The sequence below is a fragment of the Singulisphaera chitinilytica genome, from assembly GCF_049331405.1.
Classification (GTDB): domain Bacteria; phylum Planctomycetota; class Planctomycetia; order Isosphaerales; family Isosphaeraceae; genus PoT.
This window is the reverse complement of the sequence record NZ_CP186274.1, coordinates 3,112,293-3,127,419: the sequence shown is the minus strand read 5'-3', so window position 1 is coordinate 3,127,419 and position 15,127 is coordinate 3,112,293. Positions and strand designations below refer to the sequence as shown.

Annotated in this window: 16 protein-coding genes; 3 read left to right on the top strand and 13 right to left on the bottom strand. The window is 66.1% G+C overall.

Annotated features, from left to right (window positions below; all coding sequences use genetic code 11):
• Window positions 1-10 precede the first annotated feature (10 nt).
• The gene (locus ACOYYX_RS12775; RefSeq protein WP_422930286.1) at window positions 11-1,003 is read left to right on the top strand and encodes a hypothetical protein; all 993 of its coding nucleotides are present in this window, start codon (window positions 11-13) and stop codon (window positions 1,001-1,003) included.
• A gap of 121 nt (window positions 1,004-1,124) precedes the next feature.
• Here the strand turns inward: ACOYYX_RS12775 and ACOYYX_RS12770 are convergent, their stop codons facing one another.
• Both ACOYYX_RS12770 and ACOYYX_RS12765 read right to left on the bottom strand, forming a co-directional pair.
• Window positions 1,125-3,041, bottom strand: coding sequence for a redoxin domain-containing protein (locus ACOYYX_RS12770; RefSeq protein ID WP_422930285.1), 1,917 nt, complete (start codon window positions 3,039-3,041; stop codon window positions 1,125-1,127).
• 279 nt (window positions 3,042-3,320) lie between these two features.
• On the bottom strand, window positions 3,321-4,244 hold the full coding sequence (locus tag ACOYYX_RS12765; protein ID WP_422930284.1) for a ZIP family metal transporter: 924 nt from the start codon (window positions 4,242-4,244) through the stop codon (window positions 3,321-3,323).
• Window positions 4,245-4,408: 164 nt separating this feature from the next.
• Between ACOYYX_RS12765 and ACOYYX_RS12760 the strand changes: the two genes are divergently transcribed.
• The gene (locus ACOYYX_RS12760; protein WP_422930283.1) at window positions 4,409-4,696 is read left to right on the top strand and encodes a 4a-hydroxytetrahydrobiopterin dehydratase; all 288 of its coding nucleotides are present in this window, start codon (window positions 4,409-4,411) and stop codon (window positions 4,694-4,696) included.
• 111 nt (window positions 4,697-4,807) lie between these two features.
• Here ACOYYX_RS12760 and ACOYYX_RS12755 read toward each other — a convergent pair whose 3' ends face one another.
• A complete protein-coding gene (locus ACOYYX_RS12755; protein ID WP_422930282.1) occupies window positions 4,808-5,002 on the bottom strand; it encodes a small basic protein in 195 nt (64 codons plus the stop codon).
• A gap of 245 nt (window positions 5,003-5,247) precedes the next feature.
• On the opposite strand from ACOYYX_RS12755, the gene ACOYYX_RS12750 reads away from it, so the two are divergent.
• Window positions 5,248-6,468: an acyltransferase family protein gene (locus ACOYYX_RS12750; RefSeq protein ID WP_422930281.1), complete on the top strand. Its 1,221-nt coding sequence runs from the start codon at window positions 5,248-5,250 to the stop codon at window positions 6,466-6,468.
• Between the two features lie 101 nt (window positions 6,469-6,569).
• Here ACOYYX_RS12750 and ACOYYX_RS12745 read toward each other — a convergent pair whose 3' ends face one another.
• From ACOYYX_RS12745 to ACOYYX_RS12700, 10 genes are all read right to left on the bottom strand, one after another.
• Window positions 6,570-8,141, bottom strand: a complete 1,572-nt coding sequence (locus ACOYYX_RS12745; protein ID WP_422930280.1) for an NAD(P)/FAD-dependent oxidoreductase — start codon at window positions 8,139-8,141, stop codon at window positions 6,570-6,572.
• Window positions 8,142-8,298: 157 nt separating this feature from the next.
• Window positions 8,299-8,706: a HEPN domain-containing protein gene (locus ACOYYX_RS12740; protein ID WP_422930279.1), complete on the bottom strand. Its 408-nt coding sequence runs from the start codon at window positions 8,704-8,706 to the stop codon at window positions 8,299-8,301.
• Between the two features lie 80 nt (window positions 8,707-8,786).
• Window positions 8,787-10,454: an NADH-quinone oxidoreductase subunit N gene (locus tag ACOYYX_RS12735; RefSeq protein ID WP_422930278.1), complete on the bottom strand. Its 1,668-nt coding sequence runs from the start codon at window positions 10,452-10,454 to the stop codon at window positions 8,787-8,789.
• Window positions 10,455-10,572: 118 nt separating this feature from the next.
• The gene (gene nuoK, locus ACOYYX_RS12730) at window positions 10,573-10,902 is read right to left on the bottom strand and encodes an NADH-quinone oxidoreductase subunit NuoK (RefSeq protein WP_422930277.1); all 330 of its coding nucleotides are present in this window, start codon (window positions 10,900-10,902) and stop codon (window positions 10,573-10,575) included.
• Window positions 10,903-10,915: 13 nt separating this feature from the next.
• On the bottom strand, window positions 10,916-11,590 hold the full coding sequence (locus ACOYYX_RS12725) for an NADH-quinone oxidoreductase subunit J (protein WP_422930276.1): 675 nt from the start codon (window positions 11,588-11,590) through the stop codon (window positions 10,916-10,918).
• Between the two features lie 108 nt (window positions 11,591-11,698).
• Window positions 11,699-13,021, bottom strand: a complete 1,323-nt coding sequence (nuoH, locus tag ACOYYX_RS12720; protein WP_422930275.1) for an NADH-quinone oxidoreductase subunit NuoH — start codon at window positions 13,019-13,021, stop codon at window positions 11,699-11,701.
• A gap of 56 nt (window positions 13,022-13,077) precedes the next feature.
• Window positions 13,078-13,437 carry an NADH-quinone oxidoreductase subunit A gene (locus ACOYYX_RS12715; RefSeq protein WP_422930274.1) on the bottom strand — a complete coding sequence of 120 codons (360 nt, stop codon included), beginning with the start codon at window positions 13,435-13,437 and terminating at the stop codon, window positions 13,078-13,080.
• A gap of 36 nt (window positions 13,438-13,473) precedes the next feature.
• Window positions 13,474-13,740 carry a hypothetical protein gene (locus ACOYYX_RS12710; RefSeq protein WP_422930273.1) on the bottom strand — a complete coding sequence of 89 codons (267 nt, stop codon included), beginning with the start codon at window positions 13,738-13,740 and terminating at the stop codon, window positions 13,474-13,476.
• Between the two features lie 174 nt (window positions 13,741-13,914).
• Entirely contained in the window at window positions 13,915-14,409 is a 495-nt protein-coding gene (locus ACOYYX_RS12705; RefSeq protein WP_422930272.1) for a nucleoside deaminase, read from the bottom strand.
• A gap of 22 nt (window positions 14,410-14,431) precedes the next feature.
• Window positions 14,432-15,118, bottom strand: a complete 687-nt coding sequence (locus ACOYYX_RS12700) for a 4Fe-4S binding protein (protein ID WP_422930271.1) — start codon at window positions 15,116-15,118, stop codon at window positions 14,432-14,434.
• Window positions 15,119-15,127: the final 9 nt, after the last annotated feature.

Genomic DNA, 15,127 nt, shown 5'->3' with positions numbered 1-15,127 from the left:
GAATGCTTCTATGCAGAGCCGACTCGCACTCCACCCTGATGTCGTCGATAGCATGCTGGAAGATCGGGTCCTCATGGACGCCTCGCAGCGCTCGCCGCGCGCGACGCCCCCCGTGGCGCCGATGGTCCTCACCACGTCGGGATTCGTGATCCTCCCCGCCGCGTCCGCCGCCTTCGCCCCGACCGGGGCCATCGACCCGATCGGCGGGAACGGAAATTTTGGCCTGAACCTGTCCGCGAAGTTCTACATGACGGGCTTCGGCCTCTCGGTCATGAAGATCGGCAACGCCTCCGGCGACCCCGCCCTCGGAGCCGTTGACCAGGCCACCTTAAGGACCATCGACAGCACCGACACCGGGGTTCCGACCTCCCTCAACCCGACCGTCAACGTCGCGCAGCCCCCCGCCAACCCGGCCGGCCAGAGCCTGCCGCTCAACCCCGGCAGCGGCTTCCTCTTCATCGGCCAGTCCCAGGGTTCGATCCTGCCGGGAGGCCCGACCCCGGGGCGGACCTTGCCGACGCTTCAGCCATACGCCCCGCTCGCCCCGATGAGTCCGATCACCCCGAACGAGCCGACCCAGGCCCTCCCGGAAACGCCGGGCGAGGTTGAGACCAACCCACAGGACTCGGGCGCAGGGCTCGCGCCGGGGGTTCGAGGCCTCGAAACCTCGAATCCGCCCGAAGTTGCGAACGGCCTGAGCATGTCCCCGGTCGAAATCGGGTCTCGCACGTTCGACCCGGCTGATTCAGCCGCGGAGCCGGCCTTGCTGGATCTCTCGAGCCTCGAGTTGCCGCTCGCCCCGTCGGATTCGACAGACTTCCTCGACCCCATCGAGCCGAAGCCGGGGGATTGGCCCGAAACTGAGAAGGCTGAGCCGACGGACGTGTCGGAATTCAAGGCACCGATCCGAGGTCTCCTCTATTTCGCGGGGACTACGCCCATCGCGCAGGTAGTGCTGCCGGCCGACGCCATCGCGGATGTGGAGACCTCTCCTTCCCTCTGAATGACACGAGGCTCCTCTCGAGCCCTTCCCAAAGTCATCGGGCAGGGAAGGTCGAGAGGAGCCTCGTTGGTCTGAGGCCATCACGAGTCGTCGCGATGGCCTGGAGGTAAGTCCGAGTCGATTACTCGGCTTTATCCTTGTCCTTGGCCTTGCGCTCGCGGAGCGCCCGCTCGTAGCTCTCGCGTTGCTCCCGGAAGATGGACAGGAGGTCGTCCTTCTCGCCGGGCTTGGTGAGGTCCTGCCCCTTCTTGGTCACGGCGATGAAGCCGATGCACATCTCGTCGGTGGTGGCTTCGCCCCATGTCACGAGCTTGGGGGGATGGCTCGGGTTGTGGGGGTTCCCTTCGGAGTTGTCGAAGTGGGCAACCACGTTCACCAACGTGCCCTTCGGCAGTTCGATCGGCTTCTCGAAGTCGTACGTGTACTGCCAGCCGAAGTCCCAATCCGAGATCTTGATCAGGTCCTGCGTGCGGCCGTCCGGGAAGGTCAGCGACATCTTCATGTCGTGCCCAAGGAGGTGCATGTGGGGGGCAACCGACCAGGCGACGAGGTCAACCGGGACCGGCCAGGCGGCCTTCACCTCGATGTTCGATTCATTCGGCGGCAGCTTGAGGTCGTGCTTCATCGCGGCCGACCAGTGCAGGATCGACTTCACCGGCGTCTTGGAGAAGTAAAGCCCGATCTTCGAGCGGTCGGTCTCGGCCTTGCCGTTGGGGTGGTAGTGGATCTGCACCACCACGTCGGCCCCCTTGGGCAGTGATCGCCCCACGCCGTCGCTCAGGGCCGAGGGGATCTTGCCGGGGGCCCATCCGTCGAGGTCGCCGTGGAACTCGATCCCGGGGCCGGAGAAGCAGGTATAACCCTGGCCGGGCTCCGCTTCATCCTTCTTGCGGGCAGCCCCATGGTTGTCGACGAAGCCGAGGATGTGGTGGACGACCCGGGCGTTGCCCGGCCGGTACTCGACGGCTGAGATGTACACGTCTTCGGGCAAGTTCGTGGGGAGCACGAAGCAGCGGTAGATGTCCTCGCCCGACGCGGGGATCGAGAACTCCTCGGGGAGTTCGAGCACGAGGTCGGGCGTGCCGTGGAGCCAGCCGTCGGCGAACTGCGCGGGGGGCGGGAGCTGGGAGCAATCCCCCTCGGGGGCCCCGGCGTCGGCCCAGACCCTCAGGGCCTCGATGTCCTGCTGCGAGAGCGAGCGGTCGTGCTTGAACTTGGGCCCGAAGCCCGCATCCGCCTTCCAGGGGGGCATCTGCCGGTCCTCGACCACGTTGGCGAGGTCGTCGGCCCGCTTCTTCGCCTGGTCATACGTGTCGAGGGCGAACGGGCCGATCTGGCCGCGACGATGGCACTCCTGGCAGTTCTTCTGGATGATCCGCGAGACTTCGTTCGAGTAGGTCGGGATGACCTTGGGCTCGACGGGCCTGGGGATCGGGCAGCCCACCGGGGCGACGAACGCGTTATTGATCGGGCGGCCGTCGAGGAGGGCGGCGAGGGCGTCCTGGAGATCATTGCCGTTGGGGTGGGCGTTCCGCTTCTGGCGTGCGACGAACTGGTCGTCGATCCGGCCGTGATAGCGGATCTTCTGGGCGGAGTCGATGACGAAGGCCTCGGGGGTCACCGTGGCGCCGAGCTTCGCCGCGACCTTGCCGCCGCGGTCCCGGGCGACGGGGAACTTCAGTTCGAAGTCGCGGGCGTGGGTCGTGATCTCGGCGTTGGAGAGATCCGGGTCGACGCAGATGCCGACCAGGTTCAGCTTCGAGGCCGGGTACTCGTCGCGAAGCCGGTTCAGGGTCGGGCTATAGGCGTTGGAGATCGGGCATTCCGTCGAGTAGAAGACGACGACGGTGGCACCATCCTTGGGGGCGCCGAGGTCGACCTTCTTCCCGTCCACGCCAAGGACGTGGGCGAGGATCGCCTTGTCCTCACCCTTTTCCTTCTCCGTCTCCGCGGCGACGGCGATCCCGGCCAGGCATGATCCCAGGATCATGAGCCCCAGGCCGTTCCGCGTCCACTTCCTCGGGTCGACTCCCGTCATCGAGCATCTCCTGTGAGGCATGTCCCCGCGCGGACGCTCCCGGGATCCAACATCGATTCCCGTTGGCGTGTCGGGGGCCATAACGCATCCCGGAGCCCGCGTTTGGCAGCGAGCCCGACTTCATCATAGTCAATCGACCACGAAGAAGACTCGTGAATTTCCGGCGCAGACGACAACCCACGGGCCCTCGGCATCCGGACCTCCCAGATCGAAGGCTCCAAGGATCACCAGGATATTGACTTACGAGCCCGTGGAATCGATTGACATCGACATATTAGTTTAGCGAGGAGTTTGCGTCGACGCCGGGGGCGTCGGTGCCTCCTGGTGATGATGGTCGTCCCCCTCGGCGGCGGAGGCCACGGCCATCAGGCCGAACCCGGCGAGGAGCGCCAGCGAGAGCTTGAGGCGGTCGTGCGAGTGGAACTGGAGCTCGGGGAGCAGGTCGCTCAGCGAGATGCAGAGGAAGGTCCCGGCGGAGAAGGCGAGGGCCCCGGCGGTCACCGCCGTGCCGGAGTCGGGGCTGAGCTTGCCCAGGCCGACGAAGAAGAAGAGGGCGCCCAGCGGGATCATGAGCGCGAAGCCGAGGTTCACGAGATGCGCGGTGAGCCTGGGAACGCCCGCGCGGAGCATCAGGCTCACGATCGTCAGGGCGTCCGCCGGCTTGTGGACGACGGTGGCGAGGAAGACCCCCCAGCCCGCCGCACCGACCGCCGTGCGATCGGCGTCGCTCGCGGCCACGGCGCTGGCGAGGGCCACGCCGCCGGCCAGCGAGTGTGCCGCGAGTCCGAAGGCGGCCGCCCCCCAGTGCAGCGAGCTCCCCTTCGTGGATGACCCGGGTTTCCCGGGCGCGGCCGCGTGGACGAGGCCGGCGGAGTGCCCACGGCCCTCGGCGTGCTCGTGGGGATGCGTCGGGCAGGGCTCGGTCGGGTCGGCCGGGGCCTCGTGGTGGTGGAAGGCGAAGAACCGCTCGAGGAAGAAGAGCGAGACGAGGCCGAGAGCCGACCACCTCAGCGAATTCGCCGAGCCGAGCCGGACGGCCTCGGGCATCATGTGGAAGAAGACCGCGCCGAGCATCGCGCCGGCGGAGAGGCTCAGGTAGACCTGGAGGCGTGTGTGCGTCAGCACCGTCGCGAGGGGCAGGATCCCGCCCAGCAGGCTGGAGATCACGATCGCCAGGCAGAAGAACACGAGGATCGTCGTCATTACCCTTGGCAGTCCCCGCGCCGGTCTCTAATCTCTTGTTCCGCCGACGGCCCGCGGAAATAATAATAGGCAGAAAACGATCCGGGTCACGGAGCCTCGCCGCTACCGCATCCTCGCCCGACGGCTGGCCGACGCACCCGGGCAGAACCCCGAGGTCACATCTCATGGCCAAGCTGAGCGAACCGGAAATCCTCGAGAAGCTGCCCGCAGCCAAGGGCTGGGAGCATCATGGCGACATGTTGGTTCGCTCCTGGCAGTTCCCATCGTTCCGACGGGCCCTGGAGTTTGTCAACCAAATCGCCGCACTGGCCGAGAAGCACGACCACCACCCCGATATCTTGCTGAGCTATCGCCACGTGAGGCTCGAGCTCTCGACGCACTCCGAAGGGGGGCTGACCCCGCAGGACTTCGAGTTCGCCCTCGAAGTCAACGAGATCTCGACCGACCGCTGAGCGCGATATCAGCCCAGGTCGATTTTTCAACAGACGAAAAACCCCCGACAGTCATGCCGGGGGTTTCTCTTGTTCCAGTTGGCGGGCCGGGAATGGCCAGGCCGAATCGGCTCAGTTCGCCGGGCGCTTCGGGCCGGACTGGCCGGGGGCGAGGCGGCGATACTTCGTCTTCGGGAGGTTGTAGACTCCCTTTTCCGGGGTCCAACGCTCATCTTCCTGGAGAAGGGCCAGGCGTTCTGCCCTCGTGAGGACGTTGCGAGACCGGGCCAGCGAGCTAGCCTTCTTCAAGCTCTTGTCGATCGACATCCGCCAAGCTCCCTCAATACCGAAGCCGAAAGCACTATCACGGCATCCCATAATCCAACGCGCACGAACTCGGCGGCGTTGCGAAGTTGAGCATATTACCGTAACCGATCCCGTCGACGCAAGCCGCAATGCGGCAAACCTCGACGCCGGGGTCGCTCGGCCCTTTGTTGGGGCCCCTCGGCGCGTAAGATGGTCTCTTCGCCCAAACCGAACGAGCGATTCCCCTTCTTGCGAACCACCCGACGATGAATCTTCCCGAATCACCTCCCCTGCCCCCACCGCCCCTGCCTCCGCCCGTCTCGCGTCGTCTCCTCTCCATCGACGCATACCGCGGCTTCGTGATGTTCCTGATGATGGGCGAGGTCTTGCAATTCTGCGCCGTGGCCTCGGCGATCCCGGCGAGCGTCTTCTGGAAGACGCTCTGCCACCACCAGGAGCATGTCGAGTGGGTCGGCTGCGTGCTCCACGACATGATCCAGCCGTCCTTCTCGTTCCTCGTGGGCGTCGCGCTCCCCTTCTCGCTGGCGAGCCGCTCGGCCCGGGGTCAGTCGAAGTTCCGCCTGACCTTGCACGCCTTCTGGCGGGCCTTCATCCTCATCGCGTTGGGCGTCGCCCTGCGCTCGGTCGGCCGGCCGTTCACGAACTACACGTTCGAGGACACGCTCAGTCAGATTGGGATGGGCTATGGCTTCCTCTTCTTATTAGGGCTCGCCCCGAGGAAGGCCCAGTGGATCGCGCTCGGCCTGATCCTGGTCGGATACTGGGCGGCGTTCGCCTTCTACCCGTTGCCCGGCAGCGACTTCGACTATTCCCAGACGGGGACCACGGCCGACTGGGCACACAACCTCAAGGGGTTCGCCGCGCACTGGAACAAGAACACGAACCCGGCCTGGGCCTTCGACCGCTGGTTCCTGAACCTCTTCCCCAGGCCGAAGCCCTTCCTCTTCAACGGCGGCGGCTACGCGACCTTGAGCTTCATCCCGACCCTCGGGACGATGATCCTCGGCCTGCTCGCGGGGGGCGTCCTGCGGAGCGACCGGAGCGACAAGGGCAAGCTCGCCTGGCTGGTGGTCGCGGGGGTGGCCAGCCTCGGTATCGGCTATGGCCTCGGTGCGCTCGGCATCTGCCCGGTGGTCAAGCGAATCTGGACCCCGAGTTGGGTCCTCTACAGCGGCGGCATCTGCTTCCTGTTCATGGCCGCCTTCTACCTGCTGAACGACGTCTCGGGCTGGGCCGGCTGGTCGTTCCCGCTGCGGGTGATCGGCATGAACTCGATCGCCGCCTACTGCATGAGCGGCCTCTTCGAGAGCTTCTTCCACAAGCGGCTCGAGGCCCACCTCGGCGCCGATTCGTTCAAGATCCTGGGCGAGGCCTACGCGCCCCTGCTCCACGGCGCGGCCGTGCTCCTGATCCTCTGGCTCATCCTCTACTGGATGTATCGCCGGGCGATCTTCCTCCGCGTCTGACCTCGATCGACGCGAAGCACGAACCTCATCAACGCGAAGAGGGCGATCGGTCATCCCGATCGCCCTCTTCGTTTTCAAGTCAGCTCAGCCAGGCTCCGGGCTCAGGCGCCCTGGATCTTGCTGGGGACCATCCGCCCGACCTCGGCCTTCGACTCCGAGCCCTCTTCGTGGTACTCGGCGTCGGTGTTCACATTCCAGGTGTCGAAGCTCCCCAGGCCCAGGATGTTCCTGGCCGCGAGGAACGCCGTCATCATCGAATGGTCCTGATTATTATACTTGTGCATGCCGTTGCGGCCGGCGAGCTCGAGGTTGGGGAAGTTCTTGAGCCAGCCCCGGATCGTGGCCAGGTGATCCTTGTAGACCTCGTCGTAGACCGGGTACGCCTTGGGCATCCGGACGACGCAGCCGTCGACGACCTCCGAGGCGGAGACCAGGCCGATGGCGTCGATCTCGCGACGGCCCAGGGCGATCAGGTCCTCGTCCTTCATCGTCCAGAGGTTGTCCCCCTCGAAGCAGAAGTATTCGAGCCCGAGGCTCGACTTCGACGCGTCGGGGACGAGGTCGGGCGACCAGTTCTTGAAGTTCTGGACCCGGCCCACCTGCACGTCCGGCTCGTGGATGTAGATCCAGTTGTCCGGGAAGGTCTCGGGCCGGTCGACGATCAGGACGACCGTGAGGAAGTCGCGATACTTGAGCGACTCGGCCGCGTCGACCACCGCCTGCGGGGGCTGCGGGTTCATCGCCCGGATCAGCTCGCGGATGGGCAAGGTGGAGATGAAGTGCTCGGCCTGGTACTCGGTCAGCTTGCCTTGCGAGTCCCTGGAGACGAACTTCGTGATCGACGAGCCGTCGTGGTCGATCCGCACCACGCGCCTGTCGTGATGGACGGCTCCCCCCTGGGCGCGGACTTTGTCGCGCGCGGCTTCCCACATCTGGCCGGGGCCGAGGCGGGGGTACTTGAAGCTGTCGATGAGGGTCTTGATGACCTCCCCCTTCGACTTCTTCTTGCCGGGGAACAGCGCGCTCGTGACGGCGCGGACAAGGCTCAACCCTTTGATCCGCTGCGCGGCCCAGTCGGCCGAGATCTCGCTGGTCGACATCCCCCAGACCTTCTCGGTGTAGGTCTTGAAGAAGATGTTGAAGAGCCGCCGGCCGAACCGGTTGACGACCCAGTCCTCGAAGCTCTTCTCGGGCTTGATCGGGAGGATCCGGGAGCGGACGTAGCTCGCCAGGATCGCGACCGCCTTGAAGGGGCCGAGCTTGAGGAAGGCGTCGACCGGCTTGAGCGGGTAGTGGAAGAACTTGCGGTCGTAGTAGATCCGGCTCAGGCGGGGGCGGGTGATGAACTGATCGCCGAGGATCTCATCCCAGAGCCGGTTGACCTCTTCGCTCTTGGAGAAGAACCGGTGGCCGCCGATGTCGAAGCGGTAGCCTTTGTATTCATCGGTCCGGCTGATGCCGCCGACCATCGTGGCGTCGGCCTCGAGGGCGACGCAGGGGTGGCCGTGCTTGGTCAGCTCGAACGCGGCGGTCAGGCCGGCCGGCCCGCCCCCCGCGATCACCGTCGGATAGGAGGCGACGACGGAGACGCTCTCCGGGTCGTCGACCTTCGTCCAGCGGTGCGGCGGCAGCCCGGTACGAACCCGATCGGTCCGCGAAATTTCGTGATCCATCCAGTCCTCCCATCCTTTGGAGGCATGCCCGGTTGCGGGAATCCATCCCGATGGGCGACTCGACCCGAGAGGGCCGGAGGTCCGCTAAACCTTTTGTCATAATTCGTCGAGACGGTCAAGGGCGGCGCCGCGCAAGACGAACCGGAAGGTCAGCCCCCTACTCTCCGAGGATCTCTAGGGTTTTTCGGATGAAAGCCGATGCGAGCATGAGACTTTCATCGGGCGTCGTCTTCAGCGCCTGGACCTTCTCGATGGCGTGGACGTGCTCAGCCTCGAGCATCCCTTCCCTCACGTAGAAGGCCTCGCAGGCCAGGAGCAGGCAGCGGAACCCGGCCTCGCGATAGCCTCGCTGATACACAAGGGCGCGGAGGCAGGAGAACATCGACTCGTAGCAGAGGAAGGCCACGTCGGCCGACTCCTTCTGCCCCCCCTTCACCAGATTCGCCGCCGCCTCGAGTCGGTCCGCGGCCTTCGTCAACAAGGTGGGGATCCTGGCCGGGGCCGCCTCGTCCTTGAAGAGGTAGGGACTCTCCAGGCACTTCTGCAAGGTATTGATGATGGCCATGACCGCCCGACGTCCTTCCCCAACGATTCCCAAACGGTTCGAAAAATCCAGGTCGCCACAGCAATCGGGAGCCCCGCCGGTCAGCGAGGCGGCGCCGTGGTCGGCCCGACCGGCTCGATGGGGGCCTCGACCGACGAGAGCATCGGGACCGCCGCCCCCTTCATCAGATTGACGAGCGGGCCGGGGAGGATGCCGAACCCGATGACGATGGCCGCGCCCAGGACGATCGGGAGCGCGATGCCGGCCGACGGCGGGGCGAATGAGACCGCCCCGGGGGGCCGCAGGAACATCGCCCTGAGAATCCTCACGTAATAGAAGGCCGAGACAACGCTGTTGAGCAGGCCGAGCCCCACGAGCCAGATGAAGGCCAGCCGCACGGCCTGGCCGCCGTCCTGGTTGAGCGCCTCCATGAACATGTAGAGCTTGCCGAAGAACCCGGCCATCGGCGGGATCCCAATCAGTGAAAGCATCAGGATCAGGATGCAGGTCGCCAGCCCCGGATACTGCGAGGCCAGGCCGTTCAGGTCCTCGACGTCTTCCCCCTGCTTGTCCCGCGCGAGCCAGGCGGCGACGGCGAAGGCCCCCAGGGTGCTCGCCGCGTAGATGACCAGGTAATAGAGCACCGAGCCGGCCGACTCCTGGCGATGGGTCGAGAGCCCCGCCGCCGCGATGCCGACGAGCAAGTACCCGCCATGAGCGATCGACGAGTAGGCGAGCAGCCGCTTGAGGTTCCTCTGCGCGAGCGCGGCGAAGTTGCCGTACGTCATCGAGGCGGCCGCGAGGACGACCACCACGCCGATCCAGCCGGGCCTCACGACGCTGGCCGCCGGGCTCGCCCAGGGGCCGAGGGCGTGGAGCAGGACCTTCATCATCGCGACCACGCTGGCGACCTTCGAGCCGGTCGCGATCCAGGCCGAGACGGGTGCGGGGGCCCCTTCATAGGCGTCGGGTGCCCACTGGTGGAACGGGACGCTGGCGACCTTGAACCCGAAGCCCACCAGCACCAGGAGCACGGCCGTCATCCCGGCGAGGTTCCCCGAGAGGCCGCTCTCCTGCCCCGGGAAGGGGGAGAGGGCCTGATGGATCGCCACGAACCGGGTCGTCCCGGTCAGGCCGTAGACGAGGCTCAGGCCGAACAGGAAGAGCGCCGAGGAGACCGAGCCATACACGAAATACTTGAACCCCGCCTCGACCGACCTCCGCTTCTGCTTCTCGAAGGCCGTGAGCAGGTAGAGGCAGACCGTCATCATCTCGAGCGAGAGGAAGAGGGTGAGGAGTTCCTCCGAGGCCGTCAGCAGCATCATCCCGACGGTCGACCAGAGCAATAGGGCGTGGTATTCCCCCCAGCTCTCGGTGAACGACCAGGTCAGGGAGAGACCGACCACGAGGACGAGCATCGCCAGCAAGATCACGTTGAACGACTGCGTCAGCAGGTCGTCGGCGAGCGTCCCGAAGAAGAAGTAGGGGTCGGCCTGGGTCGCATAATCGATCCCGGCCATGTTGATATGCCTCGCCAACCCCAGGAGGTCGAAGCGGATCACGAGCGGGACGAACGACGCCGCCAGGGCCCCGAGCGTCCCCAGGAGCGCGAGCCGGCCGGTCGCCAGCCGGCGCTCGTCGTCGCCCTGGCCCCGGAGGATCGTGACGTCCACCATCACCACGACGAGCCCCCACAAGGCGAGGATCGTGTGGGGGGCCAGCAGGTGGAAGTCGCGGAAGTTCAAGCCGGGGACAACGCTGGGAGGCATCGCTCAGTGCCCTTCGTGGCGGTTCTTTGGCGTTCGAAGGATCAAAGGGGGGGACTCGGTCGGCGACGGGCGAGGACCGGCACCGGTGCCTGGCCGAGGGGAGGACGAGCCGGCCGTCTCAGCCGGAGAGGCTGTCGAACCGGTCGGTATCCGAGGTCTTCCAACGTCGGTAGCAGAGCAGGATCAGGCCGATGCCCACGGCAACCTCGGCCGCGGCGATCGTGATCACGAAGATGGCGAGCATCACCCCGGTCAAGGGCCCCTCGGCGCGGGGCGGCACGCCATAGCGCCAGAAGGCCACGAGGTTGATGTTCGCCGCGTTCAGCATGATCTCGATCGCCATCAAGACGGCGATCGCATTCCGGCGCACGAGGACCCCGATGAGGCCGATGGTGAACGCGGCCGCGGCGAAGTAGAGGAACCAGTTCAGGGGGATCTCATTCGACATCAACCGGCCTCGATCATTCCGCGGTTGAAGAGAGGGATCCCAGGGGGGACAGCCCCGGTTGATCCGTGTTGGAGTCGGGCCTTGACCGTTCCAGGCCGCCCCGAGCCTCGAGGTCGGGCGAATCGTCGTCGTGCTCGCGATGGGCCAGGGCGATCGCGCCCACGAGCGCGGCGGTCAGGAGCAGCCCCGCGATCTCGAATGGGACCACGAACCGCGTGAGCATCTCGATCCCGACGGCCTTCCCCATGTCGTTCGCGGCGATCCCCCGGGAGGAGCCGACCTGGCCGGGCTCGGTGACGAGCGCCGGCCGGAGCTGCTGCGCCGACCACTCGGTCCGGCCCCGGAGGCCGACGTGGTTGTTGATCCCGAAGCAGAGCAAAACAAACAGGGCCAGGCCCGCCGCCAGGGCCGGCAGCGTCCAGGGGGAGTTGAGGCTCGTCGACTCGTCCCCCTGGATGTTGCGGGTGAGCATGATCCCGAACATCAGCAGGATCGCCACCGCGCCGATGTAGACGAGGACCTGCACCGCCGCGAGGAACTCCGCGTCCAGCAGCACGAACTGGCAGGCGACCACGAAGAAGAAGCCGACCAGATAGAGCGCGGCGTAAACCAGGTTTCTGGCGAGGATCGTCCCCACGGCCGCCAGCAGGCCCAGCGCCGAGATGAACAGGAACAACGTCTGGCTCACGAGTTTCAACTCCGGCCCGAAGGTACTTAGCCGAGCCCCGCCGTCATCTCAAAGGAAGTAGACCAAGCAAACTAGCATATCCGAATGTTTAACCGCGACTCGCCCGCATCAGACCACGCGCCTCGCCGCGATCGAGGGGGGCGGGACATATCGGGTCCGCCCGACGCTCGGCAAGGCCTGCCGCTCGAGCCGATGGACTCGCATCACGCCCCAGATCGCCAGGAGCACGATGGGGAGGGTCGCGGCCCAGCCGACCAGCCGGTTCGGCAAGGGGACGCCCCCCAGCACCACGGGAGAGCCGGGCCGGATTACGCATTCATACCAGACGGCGGCGGCCACGATGTTCACGATCCCCAGCGGGACCATGAACTTCCAGGCGAAGTTCATCAGCCGGTCGACCCGCATCCGGGGCAAGGTCGCCCGCACCCAGAACATCAGGAAGACGAACCCCGCCACCTTCGCCGCGAAGACGCCGACCGAGATCAGGTTGACCAGGTAATACGCCGGCAATGACCCCGCGCCAATCCACCCCGGATAGTCGATCAGCGGCATGGAGCCCCCGCCGAGGAAGAGCAACGACCCCAGGCAGCTCACGCCGAAGACGCTCAGGTACTCGGCCAGGAAGAAGAGGCCGAACCGCATCCCGGAATACTCGGTGTGATACCCGGCGATGATCTCCGACTCGGCCTCCGGCAGGTCGAACGGCGTGCGGTTGACCTCCGCCAGATTCGCGACGACCAGCAGGCCGAACGAGAGCAGGCCGGGCGGCGACCAGAGGAACCACCCCGCGTCGAGCTGCCGGTTCATGATGGCGACCATGCTCAGGCTCCCCGTCCAGAGGATGACGGGGACCGTCGCCAGGACCTGCGGCACCTCGTACGAGACGAGCTGGGCCACGGCCCTCATGGCACCCAGCAGCGCGTACTTGTTCCGGCTCGACCAGCCCGCGAGGAAGATCCCGAGCGAGGTCAGGCTCGAGACGGCGATGAGGTAGAGTAGGCCCGAAGGGGGGTCGATCGGCACGAGCCCGGCGAAATGCCCAGGCTGCCCCTCGATCTCGGCGCCGAGCCCGAAGGGGACGACCGCCAGCACCAGGAAGGCCGAGATCAGGATCAGGACGGGGGCGAGCAGGTGGACCCAGCGGTCGGCCGAGGTCGGGACGATGCTCTCCTTGGTCAGCAGCTTGATGGCGTCGGCGATCGGCTGGAGCAGGCCGAGCGGCCCCACGCGGTTCGGCCCGATCCGGTCCTGGAACCGCGCCGCGACCTTGCGCTCGGCCCAGACCATGTAGGCGACGATCCCGGGGAAGAGCCCGAAGAAGCCCAGGGCGAGCCAGAGGAACCAACGGATCCAGGTGGAGAGGCTGAGCTCAACGGTATGCTGCTGCAACGCCCAGATGTTCGGCATCCCCCAGTCGGCCGCCAGACTCATCGACCACACCCCTCCGGTCGCCCCTTCGATCATTTGCGGTTCGCCAGGGCCCGACTTCAAGCCCAGCGCAGGACGCCCTTGGCCCAGGCGTAGGCGAGGCCCACGAACAGGATCGTCAGGAAGGCGAGCATCTCGACCAGGGCGAAGGTCCCGAGCCCCGCGTAGGCGACGGCCCACGGGTAGAGGAAGACCGTCTCGATGTCGAACACGACGAACATCAAGGCATAGATATAATATTGAATCCGAAACCGGATCCAGGTCTCCCCCATCGTCAGGACGCCGCACTCGTACGTGTCCCCCTTGGCCTTCGACCGCTTGCGCGGGGCCACGAGGGCGACGATCGCGAGCGGGGCGAGGGCGAAGCCGATCGCCCCGAGGAGCAGCAGCCCGACGAAGATGTAGTTGTAGCTGACCATGGGGGGGAGTGACCTTGCGGCGGGCGAAATTTTTTCTCAGGCGTCGGCCAGGGTCTCGACGGCCGAATCCTCGTCGATGGTGACGACGATCACTTCGCCATCGTCGCGGCGGAGCTTGATGGTCGGCTGCTGGCAGTAAGACGCCTTGCCCCCCATCTCGATCCCGCCGACGGGCCTGAGGGTCTCGAATTCGACCCGGCCCTCGACCTGGGTGGTCCATGCGCGGTGACCCACGCGGACCCGCTGGGTGACGCGGAGACGGGTTCCGGGGGCGAATTTCGGCTTGGGAGGCGTTGGGATCATCGTCTTCTATCCGGCAATTTCGAGGTATAACACGACCGCGCAGGAGAGCCGACAAACCGCACATCTTACGGGTGCACCGGGAGATCGGCAAGTAGAGTCAGGGATCGCCCGCCGGTTTGCTCCCCTTCGCAGTCATCAGGGCAAACCTCGCCGATCGGGTAATCTGGGGGACGATCAGCCTTCTTCCGGGAGCTTCTTCCAGGGAGGCGACTCGTAGAGCTCGTTCGTCTCATCCGAGAGGTAGCCTCCCTGCAGCAGCATCGAGTTCGCGGGGCTCGTGCGACTCAGAAGATCCTTGCACGAGATCTCGACCTGCTTCCAACCGAAGCGGGTCAGGTCGTCGATCATCGTCCCCCAGATGACCCCCCTGACCCCTCCCCACCAGCTTGCCGCGGCGCACATTGGGCAGGGTTCGGCCGTGGAGACCAGGACGACCCGATTCGGGTCGAGCTTGAGCGACGCCATGAGCCGGAGGGCGTTGACCTCGCCGTGGCCGGTCGGATCCGTCGAGGCCGAGTTCGCCACCAGGCCGAGCATCTCCCCCGTCTCGAAGTCGGCCAGGGCACAGCCGAAGGGCTGGTCCCCCTTCCTCGCCTCGACGATCGCCGCGCGCATCAGGTCGGGCAATCGTGCGGCAAGTCCATCCGGCCAGAGGCTCGTGTCGCTCATCGGGAGACCTCCAAGATCGGCGTCAGTCCTGGGTCGCGGGTTTGGCCGTCGCGCCGAGGGCCTTCTGGAGCCGCTGGTCCTTCTTCTTGGCGACCTTGTTGCGCTCGGCGGCCTCGTCGTCGCCCCCCCAGGCCTCGGGGTGGGTCCTGGCGTAATACTCGCTCGAGACGAGCAGGTCCTGCAACGAGTAGATGTGCGTCTGATGTCGTTCGTAATTGGAAATCTCGAAGTTCTGATCCATCTTGATCGCGTCGAACGGGCAATACTCGGCGCAGAGGCCGCAATTCATGCAGACATCCATATCGATGTAGAATTCGGCCGGGAGCGGGACGACGTTCCCCTTGGGCCCCCTCGCCTGCGACATCCAGATGCACTGCGGGGGGCAGACCTTCGCGCAGATGTTGCACGAGGTGCAGCGGACGTTGCCGTCCTCGTCGTCGTAGATCAGGACGGGGAGCATCCGGAATCGCTCGTAGACCGGGAGCCGCTCGTCGGGGTACTCGACCGTGAAGAGCCCGGCCGTCTGCGCGTCCTGGACGATCGTCGGTTCCTGGCCCGGCTCGGCCCGGCCCCCCCAAAGGTCGACGCGCTGATGCCCACCGCCGCGCCGGCGGAAGCCCCGGCCCGACTTGAGGTCGAGCCAGAACGTGATCAGGAACCTTCGGAGGGTGATCAGGTGGCCGGTGACGATCCCGTAGCCGCTTCCCATCAATCCGTC

Coding starts and splice junctions, on each gene's coding strand:
- ACOYYX_RS12775 (WP_422930286.1), top strand. CDS start 11: ATGCAGAGCCGACTCGCACTCCACCCTGATGTCGTCGATAGCATGCTG.
- ACOYYX_RS12770 (WP_422930285.1), bottom strand. CDS start 3,041: ATGACGGGAGTCGACCCGAGGAAGTGGACGCGGAACGGCCTGGGGCTC.
- ACOYYX_RS12765 (WP_422930284.1), bottom strand. CDS start 4,244: ATGACGACGATCCTCGTGTTCTTCTGCCTGGCGATCGTGATCTCCAGC.
- ACOYYX_RS12760 (WP_422930283.1), top strand. CDS start 4,409: ATGGCCAAGCTGAGCGAACCGGAAATCCTCGAGAAGCTGCCCGCAGCC.
- ACOYYX_RS12755 (WP_422930282.1), bottom strand. CDS start 5,002: ATGTCGATCGACAAGAGCTTGAAGAAGGCTAGCTCGCTGGCCCGGTCT.
- ACOYYX_RS12750 (WP_422930281.1), top strand. CDS start 5,248: ATGAATCTTCCCGAATCACCTCCCCTGCCCCCACCGCCCCTGCCTCCG.
- ACOYYX_RS12745 (WP_422930280.1), bottom strand. CDS start 8,141: ATGGATCACGAAATTTCGCGGACCGATCGGGTTCGTACCGGGCTGCCG.
- ACOYYX_RS12740 (WP_422930279.1), bottom strand. CDS start 8,706: ATGGCCATCATCAATACCTTGCAGAAGTGCCTGGAGAGTCCCTACCTC.
- ACOYYX_RS12735 (WP_422930278.1), bottom strand. CDS start 10,454: ATGCCTCCCAGCGTTGTCCCCGGCTTGAACTTCCGCGACTTCCACCTG.
- nuoK (WP_422930277.1), bottom strand. CDS start 10,902: ATGTCGAATGAGATCCCCCTGAACTGGTTCCTCTACTTCGCCGCGGCC.
- nuoH (WP_422930275.1), bottom strand. CDS start 13,021: ATGAGTCTGGCGGCCGACTGGGGGATGCCGAACATCTGGGCGTTGCAG.
- ACOYYX_RS12715 (WP_422930274.1), bottom strand. CDS start 13,437: ATGGTCAGCTACAACTACATCTTCGTCGGGCTGCTGCTCCTCGGGGCG.
- ACOYYX_RS12710 (WP_422930273.1), bottom strand. CDS start 13,740: ATGATCCCAACGCCTCCCAAGCCGAAATTCGCCCCCGGAACCCGTCTC.
- ACOYYX_RS12705 (WP_422930272.1), bottom strand. CDS start 14,409: ATGAGCGACACGAGCCTCTGGCCGGATGGACTTGCCGCACGATTGCCC.
- ACOYYX_RS12700 (WP_422930271.1), bottom strand. CDS start 15,118: ATGGGAAGCGGCTACGGGATCGTCACCGGCCACCTGATCACCCTCCGA.